Genomic DNA, 18,879 nt, shown 5'->3' with positions numbered 1-18,879 from the left:
CTATGTATAAGTATATTGATAAAATGGAGTTAAGTTCTCTTCCTGAACTTTATGCGCGATTGAAGGGAATTAAACATATAGCATTAGATATGGATGGAACGATCTACAATGGAGGTACATTGTTCCCTTTTACCATACCTTTTCTTACAAAGATAAAAGAGATGGGGATAGGCTATTCGTTCCTCACTAACAACCCATCTAAAAGCACGAATGATTACCTTGCTCACCTTGCCAAAATGGGGATAGAAGCAACAAGAGAGGAAATGTATACCTCAGCTCAGGCAACGATTGATTATATAAAAGCTAATCATCCGCAAGCCAAACGTTTATTTATATTGGGTACTCCCAGTATGATTGCAGAATTTGAATCTGCCGGATTTATTTCTACAGCCGATGATGCCTCAGATATTCCTGATTTGTTGGTTGTTAGTTTCGATATGTCTCTTACCTATTCGCGTCTTTGCCGTGCAGCATGGTGGGCAAGTCGCAATATCCCCTATATTGCAACTAATCCGGATAGAGTGTGCCCTACCGATAAAGAGGTGGTTCTGGTTGATTGCGGCTCTATTTATACATGTATAGAGCATGCTACAGGACGAAATCCTGATGTTGTAATAGGAAAGCCCGATCCTCGTATGCTTGAAGGAATACTTACCCGCTACAGCTTAAAACCTTCGGAAGTGGCTATGATTGGTGACCGTATCTATACAGATGTAAGAATGGCATATAATGCCGGGGCAATAGGGGTTTTGGTGCTATCGGGTGAAACGACAATGGATATTGTTACACAGTCTGATCTAAAGCCGGATATAATAGCTCGAAATTTGGCCGAGTTTGAAGATATGGTTATAAATGCGTATGCGAATACAATATAGATTTAATAAACAATTGTGAGTAAGAAGGGTTTCGATAACATTATCGTAACCCTTCTTTGATTTTGTAACAACCTTAACAAAATTGAGATATATTCTTTGTGCAACCTTATTATGTATGTAGTCTTTATGTAACAAAAATGTAGGTGATTTGCATTGTAAAATTAGAATATATATGCAAAAAGAAAATCACAACGTATTTAAGGAATACTACAGCTTACTAAAATTATCTGTTCTTGTATTTGCCTTTATTTTCACAGAGGCTTTACCAGCTCAGACTCTTATTAAAGGGAGTGTAAAAGATGCTAAAACTCAAGAGGCAATACCGGGAGTTACTATTTCTATCAAAGGAACTACTACAGGTGTAATCAGTGATGATCAGGGTTATTACCAGATAAATGTAGCACCGGGAGAATACACTATCGTAACATCTTATATTTCCTACCAACCTATGGAAATAACTGAAGTGAAAGTGAAGAAGGAAAAGACTATCACATTGGATATTCTTCTCACAGAAGCTGCTCAGAATCTGAATGATGTAATCGTTGTTGCACGTAAGAATATGGAGTCGGAAATGAACTTACTTCTCGAACGGCAGCGAGCTACAGTTGCAGTCGAAAATTTAGGCGCTAAAGAAATGTCTGCAAAAGGACTTTCTACTGTAGCTGATGGTATAAAGAAAGTAACGGGGATCTCGATGGAAGGCAATACTAAAGTCTTTGTCAGAGGATTGGGTGATCGTTATAGTATGACGTCTCTTAACGGATTTCCAATAGCCTCTCCTAATCCGGATAATAAATTGATTCCTTTAACATTGTTTCCTACTTCGGTGGTGAAAAATGTAACTGTAAGTAAAGTTTATCAACCTTCTGTTTTCGGTGATTATTCAGGGGCACATATAGATGTGGAAACAAAAGAAAATATAGGTAATAATTATATAACTATAGGTGTATCTACCGGAGGAAAAACAAATGCCCTTTTCAAAGATTTCTATTCTTCAGATAAAGGAGGTGTAGGTGTACCTTATTTGGGTATAACAAAAGGATTTAATCAGTCTGATAATCTTAAGAATATGACACCGGGAGAGTTTTCCCAATCTATTTTAAATAAGAACCTTTTCAATACAACATTCAATATAGAGAAAAACTCAGCTTTACCCGAACTAGGCTTAGAGTTTGGTATAGGACATTCGTGGAATGTAGGCGGGCAGAAATTGAATGCTATGCTAGGCATAAATTTCGATAATTCATATACCATCTATGACGATGCATATACATCTACAGTGAATGCGCAGGGTGTTGTTCGTGATATGTTTAACTATAATAAATATAGCTATGAAACTACAGCTACAGCTATCGGTCAGGTGAGCTATACGCTTCGGCGCAACGATATATTATCATATAACGTGATGTATGTAAATAACTCGGAAGATGATTATACTATACGTGACGGATTCGATGCCGAAGGTGTGGAAATGAAAGGAAGCAATAGTGTTTACCATCTCTATACACTTTTCAACAACCAGTTGACCGGAAAGCACCAGTTCGACAGATTGTTTACCGACTGGCAAGTGTCTTATGGTCGTACTACAAGCGATGAACCCGATCGTAGACAGGTAATGTATACTAAAAATGATAATGGGAAGTTCTCTCTTTTCAAACTCAATCAGCAAGGTACAATGAGATACTTTGGAGAATTGTTTGAAGACGAGTGGAATGGCGATTTCAAGATAAAATATTTGCTCAACGAGAATGAGAAAAATACAGACTTTATTCGACTTGGAGGAGCAATGCGTTCTAAGTCGCGAGACTTCAACTCTACAAATTATTACTATGGTGTGAAAAATGTAGATATCGAAGTTGATGATATTTTTAACCCTGATTCTTATCTGTCATATAGTGATGTCGCCAATGGGAAAATCTCTGTAAATAAAGTTTCTATGCCTCGAGACAGTTATTATGCCGGATCGGATATATATGCATCATTTGTGGATATGGAATTTTATCCTCTCACAAACCTGTTGATTGCAGCAGGTGTGCGTTACGAACATTCTTCGCAATGGGTCAGATATTCAGATGACTCTGGGGAGGAAAAACGAGCAGAATTGAAAACGGATGACCTTTTCCCTGCTTTAAATGTAAGATATAGCCTTTCCGACAAACAAAATCTAAGGTTTAGTTTCTCTCGTACAGTAACGCGTCCTTCGTTTATCGAGATGGCTCCTTTCGAATATAAAGAGTCATATGGTGGAGCATTTGTTAGAGGTAATGAAAATATCAAGAACGGATATAATTATAATGCAGACATACGTTACGAAATATTTCCGGCATCGGGTGATATGTTTTCTCTCTCGGCTTATTACAAATATTTGAAATCGCCGATAGAACGTACACAAAGATATTCAGGATCGGCATACCAGAGTTTCGATAATGTGAATAAAGGTTTGGTTGCAGGTGCAGAATTAGAAATCCGTAAGTATTTATTAAAAGATTTGCGAGTCGATTTTAATGCATCATATATTTATACACATATCTCGTTACTCGAAGGAGGGATATATACAGATAAGAAAAGAGAACTACAGGGAGCATCTCCATACCTCTTTAATTTGGATATAAACTATTCTCCTAAATTCAAAAATGAGAAAGAGGCTTCATTTTCTTTAGTCTACAATTTACGAGGTCCTCGTATTAGTTCGGTAGGTATCAATGGTGTAAATAATGTAGTCGAAAAATCATTTAATTCTTTAGACTTTGTGGTAGGTTATTCTTTCAATTCAAATATGAAACTAAAACTACAAGCAAAGAATCTCATTAACCAAAAACAAGAATTTACTCAAAAGATCGCCGAAACCGGTAAGGATGAAGTGGTGGAATACTATAAAAAAGGACTCGCTTTGGGTGTAGGGTTCTCTCTTAATTTTTAAATAGATATAAATAAAAAACAATAACCATTTTAAACAAAAAAAATTATGAAAAAAAAGTTTTCTAGATTAGCGGTTTATCTTTCAGCTATAATTGCTGTTGCGATGTTAACCATTAGTTGTAGTGATAGTAATGAAACTGAAAAACCGACGGATCCTACAGAATTTGAGCTAAAAGGTTCACTTACAGGGGAACGTACATTGTTAGCTGGTAATACTTATACATTAGTTGGTGGATACCAAGTTAAGAATGGAGGAAAACTAATTATACAAGAAGGTGTAACTATCAATGCAACGCGTTCTACAAGCAAATCAGACTATATTCTTATAGAACAAGGAGGAAAGATAGATGCTCAGGGTACAAAAAGCAGACCTATTGTAATGACTTCAACACAACAGACTCCCGGTGCATGGGGTGGAATACATATTTGTGGTAGAGCTCCTATAAATCTTACAGGGGGAACCGGTATGTCTGAAATTGGAGATGCTCCTTTTGGCGGAACTAACGAAGCTGATAATTCCGGAATCTTAAGATATGTACGTCTCGAATATACAGGATTTGCTATCAATGAAACAAAAGAATCGAATGGACTTACAATGTATGGTGTAGGTAATGGTACAACAATAGAGTATGTGCAAACATATAAAGGTGCCGATGACGGATTCGAATGGTTTGGTGGTACAGTAAATGCAAAATATCTTGTATCTACAGCCAGTGAAGATGACTCTTTCGACTGGACAGACGGATGGAGAGGTAATGGTCAGTTCTGGGTAGCAATACAGGATCAGAAAGCTCCAGGATCGGATGGTACAGCCAATGGTGACTGTCTTATAGAGGCTGATAACCGTGAAGATAATTACAAAAATAGCCCTGTATCATGTCCTACATTAGCCAACCTTACTTTGATTGGTAATAATGATACTAACAAACAGACAAGAGGTATTCGTCTTCGTGCTGGAACATATGTGAAAATGTACAATGTATTGGTAACAGGTAAGCCTAAATCAGTGACTACAGCTACTACCGAGACAGAAACAAGCTTCACTAATGGAAATTCTGTTATAGAATATCTGTTTGCCGATAAAGGGTTTACTTATGAGCAAGGAACTGCATTAGGTCTGGATACAAAAACCGGTAATGGAATAAACAAAACAATAACATTTACTGGCGGGTATATAGGTACAGTTACAGGTGGTAAAGATATGTCTTCGGTAAATAGCTTCTTTACAAAAGCTGAATACAAGGGAGCAGTACCAGCCGACAATGACTGGACAGCCGGATGGACAAAGAAATTATAATGAGCATACATTCTAATTTATAAAAACACTCTACTGAAAAACGCAGAAAGTCGAATCTGACCTCTGCGTTTTTTTATTGGAATAAATCTTATAAAATCTGCTGATAGGAGAGTATTATCCTGTTATTTCAGCCAAAGCCATACAAGCTGTCTCTACATTTGGTATATGTTGAATACTGACTGAGCGCTTTCCATTCCGTTCTTTAAGCTCGCAGCTTCGTGGATACTTTTGGATATAGTCTAATAGTTTGTCGAAAGCTTTTGACTGATAGTAAGGCGAATCGGAATTCGCTATAAGAAACAAACTCATACGTCCACCTTTTAATACAACTTTTTCTATACCCAGCGTTTTAGCCAATGATCGTAGACGTACCACCATAATTAGATCCCTTCCCTCAGGAGGTATTTTACCAAAACGATCTTCAAGTTGCTCTGTGAATTTTCGAACATCCGATTCTCTTTCCATATTGTCGAGTTCGCGATATATGGTTATCCGTTCCGAGTCGTTTGGTATATATGTAGCCGGAAATAATAGTTCGAGATCACTTTCCACCTGCACGTCGTCTACAAAGTTGTCTCCTGTTATCTTTTCATCATTTTCCGCCTCATGGTATATATCGGCAAATTCATCATTTCTTAATTCATTGACAGCTTCGGTAAGTATTTTTTGATAAACCTCATAGCCCAAATCGGCTATAAATCCACTTTGCTCAGCGCCTAAAAGATTTCCTGCACCTCGTATGTCAAGGTCTTGCATTGCTATGTGAAATCCATGTCCCAGCTCAGAAAAGTTTTCTATGGCTTGTAGTCGCCTTCTAGCTTCCGGTGTCAGTGTATGAAGTGGGGGAGCCAGTAGATAAGCAAATGCTTTTTTATTACTACGTCCTACTCGTCCCCGCAGCTGGTGCAGGTCGCTTAGTCCGAAGTTCTGAGCGTTGTTTACTATTATTGTATTTGCATTCGGTATATCTATACCTGATTCTACAATAGATGTAGCAAGCAGTACATCGTATTCATGGTTTACAAAGTCGATTATAACAGACTCTAATTTAGCCGGATCCATTTGCCCATGCCCCACGACTACACGGGCATCAGGTACCTCGCGACGTATGATGTCTTCCAGTTCATAAATATTTTTAATACGATTGTTTATGAAAAAGACTTGTCCGTTGCGGCTCATTTCAAACTCTATGGCTTCTCGTATTATTTGCGGGTCGAAGGTATGTACTTCTGTCTGTATCGGGTATCGGTTTGGTGGAGGTGTTGTTATGGCAGACAAGTCTCTTGCTCCCATTAGCGAAAATTGCAATGTGCGGGGTATCGGTGTAGCTGTCATTGTCAGAGTGTCTACATTCGACTTCATTTGTTTTAGCTTTTCTTTCACAGCAACGCCGAATTTTTGTTCTTCGTCTATTATCAATAAGCCGAGATCCTGAAATTTTACATCTTTGCTTACAATACGATGTGTACCAATCAGAATATTTACTTTTCCCTCATTCACATCGTTCAATATCTCTTTGATCTGACTGTTACTTCGTGCACGACTGATATAGTCTACACGACAAGGAAAATCTTTCAGCCTGTCCTTGAACGTCTGAAAATGCTGGTATGCCAATACTGTTGTTGGCACAAGTACAGCTACCTGTTTGTTGTCGGTAACCGCTTTGAATGCCGCACGTATGGCAACTTCCGTTTTACCGAAGCCCACATCGCCACAAATCAGGCGATCCATCGGTTTCTTGTCTTCCATATCGTGCTTTACGTCGGCTGTAGCTTTTACCTGATCGGGAGTATCTTCGTAGATAAAAGATGCTTCAAGCTCGTGTTGAAGAAAAGAATCAGGAGAATATCTAAAGCCTTCTTCCTGTCTGCGTTTGGCATAAAGTTGTATCAGGTCGCGGGCTATATCTTTTACTTTGCTTTTTGTCTTCTCTTTTATGTTGTTCCAGGCACCTGTACCTAGCTTATTGATGCGGGGAGATTCACCCTCTTTACCTCTGTATTTCGATATTTTATGTAATGAATGTAGCGAAACAAATATAGTGTCGTTGTTTAAGTATATCAGTTTGATAAGCTCCTGCATTTTCCCATTCATATCGGACCTTACAAGCCCTCCGAACTGGCCTACACCATGGTCGATATGTACAATATAGTCGCCTATCTGAAACTGTTGCAGTTCTTTCAGCGACAAAGCAAATTTACCTGAGCGAACCCTGTCCGATTTCAGGTTGTATTTGTGATAACGGTCAAATAACTGATGGTCTGTAAAACAGCATATCTTAAGTGTTTCGTCTACAAATCCTTCCGATAGTGTTTTTTCTACAGGCGTAAAGCTTATATCATCGCCTCTGTCTTCGAATATAGATTCTAGTCGCTTCTGTTGTTTTTCACTGTCGCTTAATATATATATAGTAAAATCTTTGGCAATATATTTATGCAAGGTTTCGCTTATCAGATCAAAGTTTTTATGAAAAGGAGGTTGTATATCCGTATCAAACTCTACAGTAGCATCTGCTACACCTTGTGGTCTTGCCCCGAAGTGGATGTGCTTGAATTTCTTTATGATAGTTTGGTATTCTTCGGGAAAAGTGAGCTTGTTTTGCAGGTCTTTCTCGTATTCGGGATTATCCAGAATCGTAGAATCTGTATATACAGCCTCCACTTTTTCTCCTGTCCAAGTATAGTCTTTAAAACTTATAATTGTATCTTGGGGTATAAATTTAAAAAATGAATCCCTGTCAAGATCTGACTTTTGCATATCGGGGATAATCTGTACTTGCCCCAAGCGTTCTTTCGATAGTTGTGTTTCTATGTCGAAAGTGCGGATTGTACTCACTTCGTCGCCAAAAAAGTCGATACGATATGGAAATTCGTATGAGAATGAAAATACATCGAGAATGCTTCCTCGTATGGCGTATTGCCCCGGCTCATATACATAGTCTACATATTCGAAACCGAATGTATCCAGCATTTCAGAAACAAAGTTCCGGTCTATTTCCTCTCCTGCTTTTATATGTATCGTATTTTTTTCTAATATACTTTTCGATACTACTTTTTCGGCCACTGCTTCAGGATATGAAACAACAATCAGGTGCGTGTCCTTCGTCTGCATTTTGCCCAATACTTCGGTGCGGAGTATTTCGTTTGCTGCATCTATCTGTCCGTATTTGATAGCCCGTTTATATGCTGATGGAAAAAATAGTACATTGTCAGTACCTAAAATCTGACTTAGGTCGTGATAGAAATAGCCTGCGCTTTCCTGATCGTTGAGTATGTATAAGTGGCACTCTTTTGTTTTATGGAACAATGCTGCTGCAAACATAGATGCAGAAGAGCCCTGTAGGCCCTTTATGTAAATATTTTTATACTTAGATAGAGAATTTACAACAGCAGATATATTTTTATGAGATTCAAAAACCTCTTGTAATGCAGATAACTTCAATGTAGCAGTTTATTAAAATTTTGGACTGCAAAATTAATAAAATTATTGCAGAAACAGGTGCTTAGTAATGTTATAAACTATCTTTAATACTTGCTCTTAGTTTGTTATTTATTGTATGAAACAACATCTTATTGTTTCTGTATTTGGTTTAATATATTATTTCTACCTTTGTGGTCGTTTTTAATAACAAATGCGAATCTGAATAAAGGTTGTCTGCAAAGGTGACAAAGTTTTATCTATAAAGGAAGCTCTTTCAGACCTCTCCGAAGTAGAGGCTTAGGCGAAGTCAAGCAGATTAAATAATGACAAATACGGAAAATGACAGAAAGTGTACAAGTTTGTCAGGTTTTAGTTAAAATCGCATTATACAGAAATCAAATAACCTATGTGTTTCAGGCAGAGATAAACTCCTGATTCACGCTAAATAATAAAAGATATGTCTACATATACAGAAGATAACCGCAAGGTTACCACACACCGCCTGATAGAAATGAAACAGAGAGGCGAAAAGATTTCAATGCTTACAGCATACGATTACTCTATGGCATCTATTATAGATCAGGCCGGAATGGATGTTATTTTGGTCGGAGATTCGGCATCTAATGTGATGGTGGGAAATATAACCACTTTGCCCATGACGTTAGACCAGATGATATATCACGGACGTTCGGTAATGAATGCAGTAAAACGAGCTTTGGTCGTTGTAGATATGCCTTTCGGTACAGTGTCGGGCGATCCTCTAAGATCGTTAGAGGCGGCTATTCGTGTGATGAAGGAGACAGGAGCCGATGCTTTGAAGATAGAAGGTGGAGAAGAAGTTTTACCCGATATAAAAAAGATTATAGATGCAGGTATTCCTGTAATGGGGCATCTAGGTCTTATGCCACAGTCTATCAATAAGTATGGTACATATAATGTGAGAGCTAAAGATACGTCCGAAGCAGCTAAATTAATTAAAGATGCTTTGCTGCTCGAGGAAGTTGGATGTTGTGGAATTGTATTGGAAAAAATTCCGGCAGAGCTTACCAAACAAGTTACAGATCAATTATCTATTCCTATTATTGGTATCGGGGCAGGAGCCCATGCTGACGGACAGGTTTTAGTAATGCACGATATGTTGGGAATTAATAAGGATTTTTCTCCGAAGTTTCTTCGCCGTTATGCCGATCTATATACAGTAATGATAGAAGCTGTTCAGAATTATATAAAAGACGTGAAGTCTACAGATTTCCCTAACGAAAAAGAAAGTTATTGACTATAGGGGAGAGTAGATAAATGAAAGTCTGTATAGCCGAAAAACCAAGTGTAGCACGTGAAATAGCTAGTGTGTTGGGTGCAAGCGCCCGCCGCGATGGCTACTTTGAGGGTAATGGCTATCAGGTGACATGGACTTTCGGGCATTTTTGTACACTCAAAGAACCTCACGAATATTCACCGCAATGGAAGCAATGGTCGTTGGCTGTGCTGCCTATGATTCCTCCTCGATTTGGTATCAAACTGCTTGACAATGACGGTGTCAAAAAGCAGTTTGCAGTTATTGAAAAGCTAATATCAGAAGCCGACGAAGTCATAAACTGTGGCGATGCCGGACAGGAAGGTGAGCTCATTCAACGCTGGGTGATGCAGAAGGCTCAATGCAAAGTTCCTGTCAAACGTCTTTGGATTTCTTCGCTTACTGAGGAATCGATGCGAGAAGGCTTTGCTAACCTTAAAGATCAATCGAAGTTCGATAAGTTATATGAAGCCGGTTTGTCTCGTGCTATAGGCGATTGGCTTTTGGGGATGAATGCAACCCGTCTTTATACTGTGAAATATGGACAAAACAGATCTGTTCTGTCAATAGGCAGGGTACAAACACCAACTTTAGCACTGATAGTCAATAGACAACTGGAAATCGAGAATTTCAAACCGGAACCTTATTGGGAACTGAAAACGATATATAGAGAAACTACCTTTTCTGCTACTAAAGGACGATTTAGCACAAAAGAAGAAGGCGAGAAGTTTCTGGAGGAAATAAAAGACTCGGAATTTGAGGTCACAGATGTGACTATAAAAAAGGGAGAAGAATCTCCTCCCCGTTTGTTCGACTTGACGGCTTTACAGGTAGAATGCAATAAGAAGTTTGCCTTTTCGGCCGAAGATACGCTCAAAGTAATCCAATCTCTTTACGAAAAGAAGCTTACTACATATCCTCGTGTCGACACTACTTACCTGAGTGATGATATTTATCCGAAAGTGCCTGCAATCTTGCGAGGGTTGTCCGGTTATGAAGATTTGGTAAAGCCTTTGTTGGCTGCAAAAATAGCAAAATCGAAGAAAGTATTCGATAATAGCAAAGTTACTGATCACCATGCTATAATACCAACTGGAGTGCGAGCTAATAATATATCGGTAGAAGAACGTAAAGTATATGATTTGATTACCCGCCGTTTCATAGCCGTATTTTATCCGAATTGTAAGATAGCAACAACTACTGTTTTGGGTGAAGCTGCAAAAGTAGAGTTTAAGGTTACCGGCAAGCAAATACTTGAACCGGGCTGGCGTATAGTTTTCGAGAAGCCAACAAATACAGCCGCTAATCAGAATCAGGAAGAAGATGATGCCGAAAAAGATGACGATAATCTACTTCCTGCATTCGAAAAAGGAGAAAGAGGCCCTCATATTCCGGCTCTTAACGAAAAGTGGACTCAGCCCCCTAAATATTATACAGAAGCAACTCTTTTGCGGGCTATGGAAACAGCAGGTAAACTGGTAGACGATGATGAGTTGCGCGATGCTCTTAAGGAAAATGGAATCGGTCGGCCTTCTACTCGGGCTGCTGTTATTGAAACTTTATTTAAGCGGAATTATATCCGTAAAGAGCGGAAAAACCTTTATGCTACACAAACAGGAGTAGAACTAATAGGAACTATCAAAGAGGAATTGCTGAAGTCTGCCGAACTGACAGGAATGTGGGAGAAAAAGCTTCGCCAAATAGAGAAAAGTGAATATGATCCTCGTCAGTTTATCAATGAGTTGAAGGATATGCTTACAGAGGTTGTTGCCAATGTAAAGAACGAGTGGGGGAGTAGTATCACTATTGAGGAGGCAGTGAAAGAGGTAGCTAAAACGCCAAAACCGAAAGCTCCTAAAGAGAAAAAAACGGGAGGAGATAAAAAAACTTCTAAACCGAAAGCTAAAGACAAAAAAGCGGAAAAAGAAGTTGTACTTATTTGTCCTATTTGCCGTAAAGGAACAATCCTAAAAGGTAAGTCAGCTTATGGTTGTTCGGAATGGAAATCGGGATGTAAGTTTCGATTATCTTTTGACGAGACAGGAGACAATATCAATAATAAAGAACTGGAAGCAATTCTCAAAAGAAAGTTTAACCAAATATAATATTGGAATAGCTGGGTGGTCGACAAGATAATTCTGCATTTTTATCTATGTATTATAAACAGTATCAATAAAAGAAATAGGATATGTAAAAGAAATCCATAATATCTTTGTGTGCTATTTATAATAATTCTAATTAAAGTCTGTATAAAATGCAATTATATAATACTTTGAGTTCTAATGAAAGAGCTAAAATTATAGATGAAGCCGGCCATGAGCGAATAACTTTGTCTTTTTATACTTATGCCCACATTGAGAATCCTGTTCAATTTAGAAATGATCTCTTTTTGAAGCTTGATAATCTTGATGTGTTAGGACGTATTTACATCGCTAAAGAAGGTATCAATGCTCAAATATCTTTACCTGCAAATAATATAGATCTTTTGAAAGAAGAGTTAGATACATATACTTTTCTTAAAGATATACGATTAAATATAGCTGTGGAGCATGATAACAAGTCTTTCTTGAAACTGAAAATAAAAGTACGGGATAAGATTGTTGCGGATGGGCTGAGTGATGATACTTTTGATGTAACAGATATAGGGGTTCATCTGAAAGCAATGGAGTTTAATAATATGATGGAAGATCCTAATACTATAGTTATAGATATGCGTAATCATTATGAAAGTGAGGTTGGTCACTTTCAGGGGGCAATAACGCCAGATGTGGATACTTTCAGAGAATCATTGCCTATTATTCATAATCAACTGAAAGACTATAAAGAGGATAAAAAGTTATTGATGTATTGTACAGGAGGAATACGTTGCGAGAAAGCCAGTGCATACTTCAAGCATCAGGGGTTTAAAAATGTATATCAACTCGAAGGGGGGATAATAGAATATACACGTCAGATACGTGAGCAGGGCTTAGAGTCCAAATTTATAGGAAAGAATTTTGTTTTTGATAATCGTTTGGGCGAGCGAATTACAGATGATGTAATAGCTCATTGCCATCAGTGTGGAAAGCCTTGTGATACACATAACAATTGTAAAAACGATGCCTGTCATCTGCTATTTATTCAGTGCGACGAATGTGCGAAAAAAATGCATAATTGCTGTTCAGATGCCTGCAAAGATGTAGTATCTTTGTCTGAAGAAGAACAAAAGGCTTTAAGAAAAGGAATCCGTAACGATGCTATGATATTCAGAAAAGGACGTTCGAAAAGCCTACTAAGTATCTAAGGCTAATGATAGAAGAAGAGATATTCCCTTTGGTTGCAGAAGATGGTTCTGTTATAGGAGAAGCACCGAGAAGTGTATGCCATAATGGAACTAAATTATTGCATCCGGTGATTCATTTGCATATATTTAATGCAAACGGAGAGCTTTTTTTACAAAAACGATCGGCAAAGAAAGATATACAACCTAATCGGTGGGATTCGTCTGTTGCCGGACATATTGATTTAGATGAAACTCCTGAAGATGCAGCATTGAGAGAAGCACAGGAGGAATTGGGATTGTCGGGAATTACTCCGATTTTTATTACGAAATATATAATAGAAACAGACCGAGAGCGAGAATTGAGTTACTGCTACTATTGTGTATATGATGGAGGTTTTATCTTAAATGAAGACGAATTAGCCGGAGGTCGTTTTTGGTCGATAGAAGAAATTCGTTCAAAATTAGATAAAAACGTATTTACTTCTAACTTTGAACTTGATTTCAAAAACTTTCTAAACAAAGGTCTTCCCGGTCTTATTTGAAAAGACTTGTAAGATAATTAATATCGGAAAAGTCGTCGATAATATAGTCGGTTTTATCTTTTAAGTCTTTTCGGGGAATAGTAGTCGTAACGCCTACGACCTGCATTCCGGCATCTCTACCCGAACGCGCACCATGAAAAGAGTCTTCAAACACTAAGCATTCACTTGGAGGTACGCCTAAATCTTCTGCTGCCAGCAAATAGCACATTGGATTAGGCTTGCCTTGTGTTATGCGTGCGGCTGTCACTATTGTGTCGAATGTATCGTCTAGATTGAGTATTTCTAAAGCTCTTTTCATCTTTAGTTCTTGTGAGCTTGTAACTAAACCTATTTTATAGTGGTTCTCTTTCAGGTAGGAAATAAAATTGAGGACACCATCGACTAACGGGAATTCCATTTTTTGCTCGAAGTCATCAAGATCTTTCTTGATCTTTTCTTGTTCTGCTTCCGATAGGTGGCTAAAGTGATTTTTTATAAGGTTGGGGGTTGTTGTGCCTTTTACTTGTAGGGCAAAGTTCTCTATTCCCAGATTATATTCTTTACCTAAAGCATCTATGTAAATATCGTATTGAGGCTCAGTATTGGCTATTACACCATCAAAATCGAATAGGATTGTCGAAATTTTTGTCATATCAGTATTTTTACGGCACAAATATAGTGCATTATAATTCTATAGCCAAGCCCTGCCTTTTGGCATTATTCTTTATCTGACAAAAAAAGAGCAGCGAATTTTATTCCACTGCTCTTTGGCTATTCTAATATTGGTGTCGTTATTTATTTTAGACGATATGTTATTCCTACTGTCCCATATATATTTGTCATTCTAAATTGTATAGGGTTACTCTTTGTATAGAAATAAGGAACAAGCCCCCAAGTCATATTAGCATAAAATCCGATCCTATTTGTCAGGCGATATTCCCCACCTCCTAACAATCCAAAATCATAGTCGCGTGCGTCGTCACTAAAATCGAAGGTAGCTTTTTCTATTTCTTGCTTTTGTCCTGTTGGTTCGCCTACACGTAGATAACCATCTGTAACATCTCCTTCAAACTTATTGGATAAGACTCTTGCTGCATATATACCTAACTTTACTTGCCACTTTTCGTTAAATCGGTATGTTCCGTAAATCGGTATAGTAAGATGTGTCATGTCAATGTTGGTCATGTTTTTGCCGACAAAATATCCAGTAAGATAACTTGCCCCATTATTTTCAGTAACACTTGTATACATGTATTTCACCTCGTCTTTTACTCTCATTCCTTTCCAGTCAAAAGTTGCACCTGCGCCGACTCCCCATTTATTGTTTATATTATAGACTAGATTTATTCCTAATTGAGGATTGAACTTGGGATTATAGCTATTTATTTTTCGTACTTCTGCTGGAATCGGCACAGGAGCTGTCGCTCCCATATTTATACCTAAAACGAAGCTAAGATCAAAAGTCTTTTGTGTATTATTCTCTTGTCCTGATATGGTTGGGCATAACAGTATAGATATTAGTACAGTTGCTATTAAATATATATGTTTCATCTTTTTCATTTTATAGGATCACAAATTATTTCTAGTTCATCTACTATTAAGGTACTGCCAACGGCACCCTCATATAAATTTCCATCTTTACTGGAAGAGCAAACAATAGTTATTCTGTAGTCATAATGCTCATAATCTAGAACTCCCGTATACTTGAAGGGAATCACAAACTCAGTAAATCCATTTGGTCCGCCTTTCTCAGTTACATTTGGTGAGTCGTGATGCCATTCGGCTCTAGCTATTACTCTGTCAGATGTTAGAATAGTTTCTCCATCAAGAAACTCTTTGTCAGGAACTGCACCTTTGGTAACTTTAAATAGGGCCGCATACATAGACATAGAATCAACTTTATTGATTATTTCTCCTTTTGACCCTGTAAATTCTGGGCCTGGTTTGTATTTGTAATATCCTCTGAATGTTATAGGTTTCCCTATTTCTTTAGGATGGTTTCGTCCTAGCTTTAATGATTTTAATGCATTAGAGGGATTTGCTGCAAAATCCCCAAGAAAGAGATTCCCTGCGAAAATAGGGTAAGTCCATAGTATAACTTTCCCTCCTTTTAGGGTTTGTAATGAGGCTGCATATTTACCAAAGGCACTATCTTCTGTTTTTTCTGTAGGATATCTGTCAGGGTTTATCGCTCCAACAAGGATGGCTAAAGAAACACCTGAGTTGGCATTACTCCACATCTGGTCAGATAAAATAGGATAAGGGTTTTGCTCTGTGCCGGCGGTAGTCCAGTCTTCAAAATTATATTTCATTTGCACTTCTCCAACACTTACTATATACGTATTTGTGTATTTTTTATCTTCAGAAGTTACCTTGTATTCTACTTGCTTTCCATATGAGAAATCTACAGTGTCCCCTGATGCAGGTTCTACTGTAGAGCCTGCAGTGACTGCTATAATCGGTGCAATTTTAGAAAGGTCTGCCTTGTCTGAGAATAATAATTTGATCGTTTTATTTTCTGCAATACTCCTGTCTATGAAAGCTTCGTTGTCTACAGTTATTTCAATTATATCGGCTTCTCTGCTCAGTGGTTCATCTTTGATACATGAAGTCATTGCCCATGCTATGATGGGTACTAAAAAAAAAGATATTTGTCTCATAAAATTCAATTAAAAAGAACGGGGCAAAATTAGTAAATTAGATTACTTTTTCACAATTAAGATCTTGCCTATCTCTAAACAGTTAATGAAATATAACAAAAATTAAGCATCCCGACTCCTTTTTAACAAAAGGTAGGATGCTTAAAAATTTACCGAATATTTGAGTGTTTGTATGTTGTAGTAAGAATTGTTTATTTGGCTGTTAGCCAACATTTATTCTTAATATCCCATTTTGAGACAGATGGAGTGAGTAATTGATTATTTTCATCATAATAGTAATTGTACTTCTGAGTGCCAACCCATCCTAGTTTTGCACTCCATTTGTAATACTCTTTCTCAAGTAGACGTCCTTCTATGTCATAATTGTAAATTGTTTTGGATAAAGGGGCATTTGTTTCACTATCGCAATTTAAGAACTCTTTAATACAGCCTCTCTCTGTTTTCTCTATATTACTCAGTGTGATAGTTTCTCTTGTATTTGCATAAGTGGCTGTTGATATGCAAAATAGTAATAAAAATGAAAGAATTAATTTCGTTTTCATAATTATATATTTTTTAGGTGGTTTTAATACTACAAAGATATGTATATAAATTGTCATTTTATAATTTATTAGTATCAAAATGATATTTATTATGGTTAAATATTCTTATAGGTGTACTTTGTTTGGATTTTTCGGGTTTGTTTCTGTCTTATTTATGTCAATATGATATATTTGTGTTGTGTGGGTATAATCAAAAAGCTAGGTTAAGAAAGTGTTGAAGAGAAAAGAGTAAGCAAAAGATTAGAAAGAGAATAATAAGAATGAAAAAAATGGCAAAAAACATCAAAATAGGAGTATATCACATCATAAATTTTTTATATCTCGAAAAAAATGACGAAATTCGCATGTTTTTCGAAAGATAATATTTAACTATATAAAAATCAGTAAAGTAGATGAAAAAAAGTGCATTGCAAGTGGCTAGAGCCGCTTACCAGCCAAAAATGCCCAAAGCGTTGTATGGTGCGGTGAAAGTAGAAATGGGTGCTGCAACTCAATCTGTGGCAGATCAGGAAGAAGTGAATAAGCTATTTCCTAACACATACGGAATGCCAACACTGAAATTTGTGGAAACTACAGAAAAGGTTGATTATCCGGCTGTAAATGTAGGTGTTATTTTGTCGGGAGGACAAGCTCCGGGCGGACATAATGTAATTGCAGGTATTTTCGATGGAATCAAAAAGCAAAATGCACAGAGCCGTCTTTATGGTTTCCTTATGGGGCCTGGAGGTTTAGTAGACCATGATTATAAAGAATTGACAGCAGATATTATTGATGACTACCGCAATACAGGTGGTTTTGATATTATTGGTTCGGGAAGAACTAAGCTGGAAACCACAGAACAATTTGATAAGGGGCTTGAAATCCTGAAAAAATTGGATATTAAAGCTTTGGTTATAATAGGAGGAGATGATTCAAACACAAACGCATGTGTACTTGCAGAATATTATAAAGCTATAAACGCAGGAGTACAGGTTATAGGATGTCCTAAAACTATAGATGGAGACTTGAAGAATGAAATGATAGAAACTTCATTTGGTTTTGATACAGCCTGTAAAGTATATGCCGAAGTAATTGGTAATATACAGCGTGACTGCAACTCAGCTCGTAAGTATTGGCATTTTATTAAATTGATGGGGCGTTCTGCTTCACATATTGCTCTTGAATGTGCATTACAGGTACAACCAAATATGTGTATCATTTCGGAAGAAGTTGAAGCGAAGAAGCTGTCGCTAGATGATATAATCACAGATATTGCAAATGTTGTAGCAAAACGTGCTTCGAATGGTGATAATTATGGTACTGTATTGATTCCGGAAGGATTGATCGAATTCATTCCTGCTATGAAAGCTCTGATCTCTGAATTGAATGATTTCTTAGCTCATCATCAGGAAGAATTTAATTCTATTCCTAAAGATGATCAGTTGGATTACATTAAGAAAAACTTGTCTGCTGACAACTCTAAGGTATTCTCTAGCTTACCAGCAGGTGTAGCCCGTCAGTTAACCCTTGATCGTGATCCTCACGGGAATGTGCAGGTATCTTTGATTGAAACAGAAAAGCTATTAGCAGAAATGGTTGGAAACAAGTTGGCTGAAATGAAAGCTGCCGGAAAATATACAGGTAAGTTTGCTTCTCAGGTTCACTTCTTCGGGTACGAAGGACGTTGTGCTGCTCCATCTAATTTTGATGCTGATTATTGCTATTCGTTAGGATATACTGCTGCTGCTCTTATTGGTGCAGGTAAAACTGGATATATGTCGTCTGTAAGAAATACTACAGCATCTGCTTCTGAATGGATTGCAGGGGGTGTGCCGGTTACAATGATGATGAATATGGAGCGTCGTCATGGCGAAATGAAGCCTGTTATCCGTAAAGCTCTTGTTGAGCTAGACGGAGCTCCATACAAATATTTGGTAGCTAACCGTGAAGCATGGGCTGTTGGTACAGAATTCGTATACCCGGGTCCTATTCAGTATTTTGGTCCATCGGAAGTGTGTGATCAGTCTACTGTTACTTTGCAGTTAGAACAAGGAAAGTAAATTTCTTATACAATATAGTGAAAGGTCATGCATTTGCATGACCTTTTTCT

General features: G+C 37.5%; 13 protein-coding genes. 8 read left to right on the top strand and 5 right to left on the bottom strand.

The features are described from left to right. Nucleotides 1–2: 2 nt before the first annotated feature. The 3 genes from BGC7_RS11185 (at nt 3) to BGC7_RS11175 (ending at nt 5,091) form a co-directional block, all read left to right on the top strand. A complete protein-coding gene (locus BGC7_RS11185; protein WP_050701677.1) occupies nt 3–875 on the top strand; it encodes an HAD-IIA family hydrolase in 873 nt (290 codons plus the stop codon). Between the two features lie 172 nt (nt 876–1,047). Then, the gene (locus tag BGC7_RS11180; RefSeq protein WP_050701676.1) at nt 1,048–3,795 is read left to right on the top strand and encodes a TonB-dependent receptor; all 2,748 of its coding nucleotides are present in this window, start codon (nt 1,048–1,050) and stop codon (nt 3,793–3,795) included. 45 nt (nt 3,796–3,840) lie between these two features. Continuing rightward, on the top strand, nt 3,841–5,091 hold the full coding sequence (locus BGC7_RS11175; RefSeq protein ID WP_050701675.1) for a hypothetical protein: 1,251 nt from the start codon (nt 3,841–3,843) through the stop codon (nt 5,089–5,091). A gap of 114 nt (nt 5,092–5,205) precedes the next feature. Here the strand turns inward: BGC7_RS11175 and mfd are convergent, their stop codons facing one another. Beyond that, entirely contained in the window at nt 5,206–8,412 is a 3,207-nt protein-coding gene (mfd, locus tag BGC7_RS11170; protein ID WP_369799089.1) for a transcription-repair coupling factor, read from the bottom strand. 556 nt (nt 8,413–8,968) lie between these two features. Here mfd and panB point away from each other — a divergent pair. The 4 genes from panB to BGC7_RS11150 all read left to right on the top strand — a co-directional run bounded on the left by panB (nt 8,969) and on the right by BGC7_RS11150 (nt 13,609). Further along, nucleotides 8,969–9,787: a 3-methyl-2-oxobutanoate hydroxymethyltransferase gene (gene panB, locus BGC7_RS11165; protein WP_050701673.1), complete on the top strand. Its 819-nt coding sequence runs from the start codon at nt 8,969–8,971 to the stop codon at nt 9,785–9,787. 20 nt (nt 9,788–9,807) lie between these two features. Beyond that, entirely contained in the window at nt 9,808–11,910 is a 2,103-nt protein-coding gene (locus tag BGC7_RS11160) for a DNA topoisomerase 3 (protein WP_050701672.1), read from the top strand. A 149-nt stretch (nt 11,911–12,059) separates the two neighbouring features. Further along, complete coding sequence (locus BGC7_RS11155) at nt 12,060–13,088, top strand: oxygen-dependent tRNA uridine(34) hydroxylase TrhO (RefSeq protein WP_050701671.1); 1,029 nt, start codon at nt 12,060–12,062, stop codon at nt 13,086–13,088. Nucleotides 13,089–13,093: 5 nt separating this feature from the next. Further along, complete coding sequence (locus BGC7_RS11150; protein ID WP_185112975.1) at nt 13,094–13,609, top strand: NUDIX hydrolase; 516 nt, start codon at nt 13,094–13,096, stop codon at nt 13,607–13,609. Here BGC7_RS11150 and BGC7_RS11145 read toward each other — a convergent pair. From BGC7_RS11145 to BGC7_RS11130, 4 genes are all read right to left on the bottom strand, one after another. Next, the gene (locus tag BGC7_RS11145; protein ID WP_050701670.1) at nt 13,602–14,240 is read right to left on the bottom strand and encodes an HAD family hydrolase; all 639 of its coding nucleotides are present in this window, start codon (nt 14,238–14,240) and stop codon (nt 13,602–13,604) included. The two genes, BGC7_RS11150 and BGC7_RS11145, sit on opposite strands and share 8 nt — an antisense overlap. Before the next feature lie 143 nt (nt 14,241–14,383). Then, a complete protein-coding gene (locus tag BGC7_RS11140; RefSeq protein ID WP_242034373.1) occupies nt 14,384–15,139 on the bottom strand; it encodes a porin family protein in 756 nt (251 codons plus the stop codon). Nucleotides 15,140–15,144: 5 nt separating this feature from the next. Next, nucleotides 15,145–16,248: a PCMD domain-containing protein gene (locus BGC7_RS11135; RefSeq protein ID WP_050701668.1), complete on the bottom strand. Its 1,104-nt coding sequence runs from the start codon at nt 16,246–16,248 to the stop codon at nt 15,145–15,147. A gap of 191 nt (nt 16,249–16,439) precedes the next feature. Next, entirely contained in the window at nt 16,440–16,790 is a 351-nt protein-coding gene (locus BGC7_RS11130) for a hypothetical protein (protein WP_050701667.1), read from the bottom strand. 392 nt (nt 16,791–17,182) lie between these two features. On the opposite strand from BGC7_RS11130, the gene BGC7_RS11125 reads away from it, so the two are divergent. Continuing rightward, nucleotides 17,183–18,829 carry a diphosphate--fructose-6-phosphate 1-phosphotransferase gene (locus BGC7_RS11125; RefSeq protein ID WP_050701666.1) on the top strand — a complete coding sequence of 549 codons (1,647 nt, stop codon included), beginning with the start codon at nt 17,183–17,185 and terminating at the stop codon, nt 18,827–18,829. The last annotated feature ends 50 nt before the right edge of the window (nt 18,830–18,879 follow it).

The sequence above is a fragment of the Dysgonomonas sp. BGC7 genome (genome assembly GCF_001261735.1).
In the GTDB taxonomy this organism is placed as follows: Bacteria; Bacteroidota; Bacteroidia; order Bacteroidales; family Dysgonomonadaceae; genus Dysgonomonas.
Note: the sequence above shows the minus strand (reverse complement) of the source record. Positions and strands in the feature narration are given on the sequence as shown.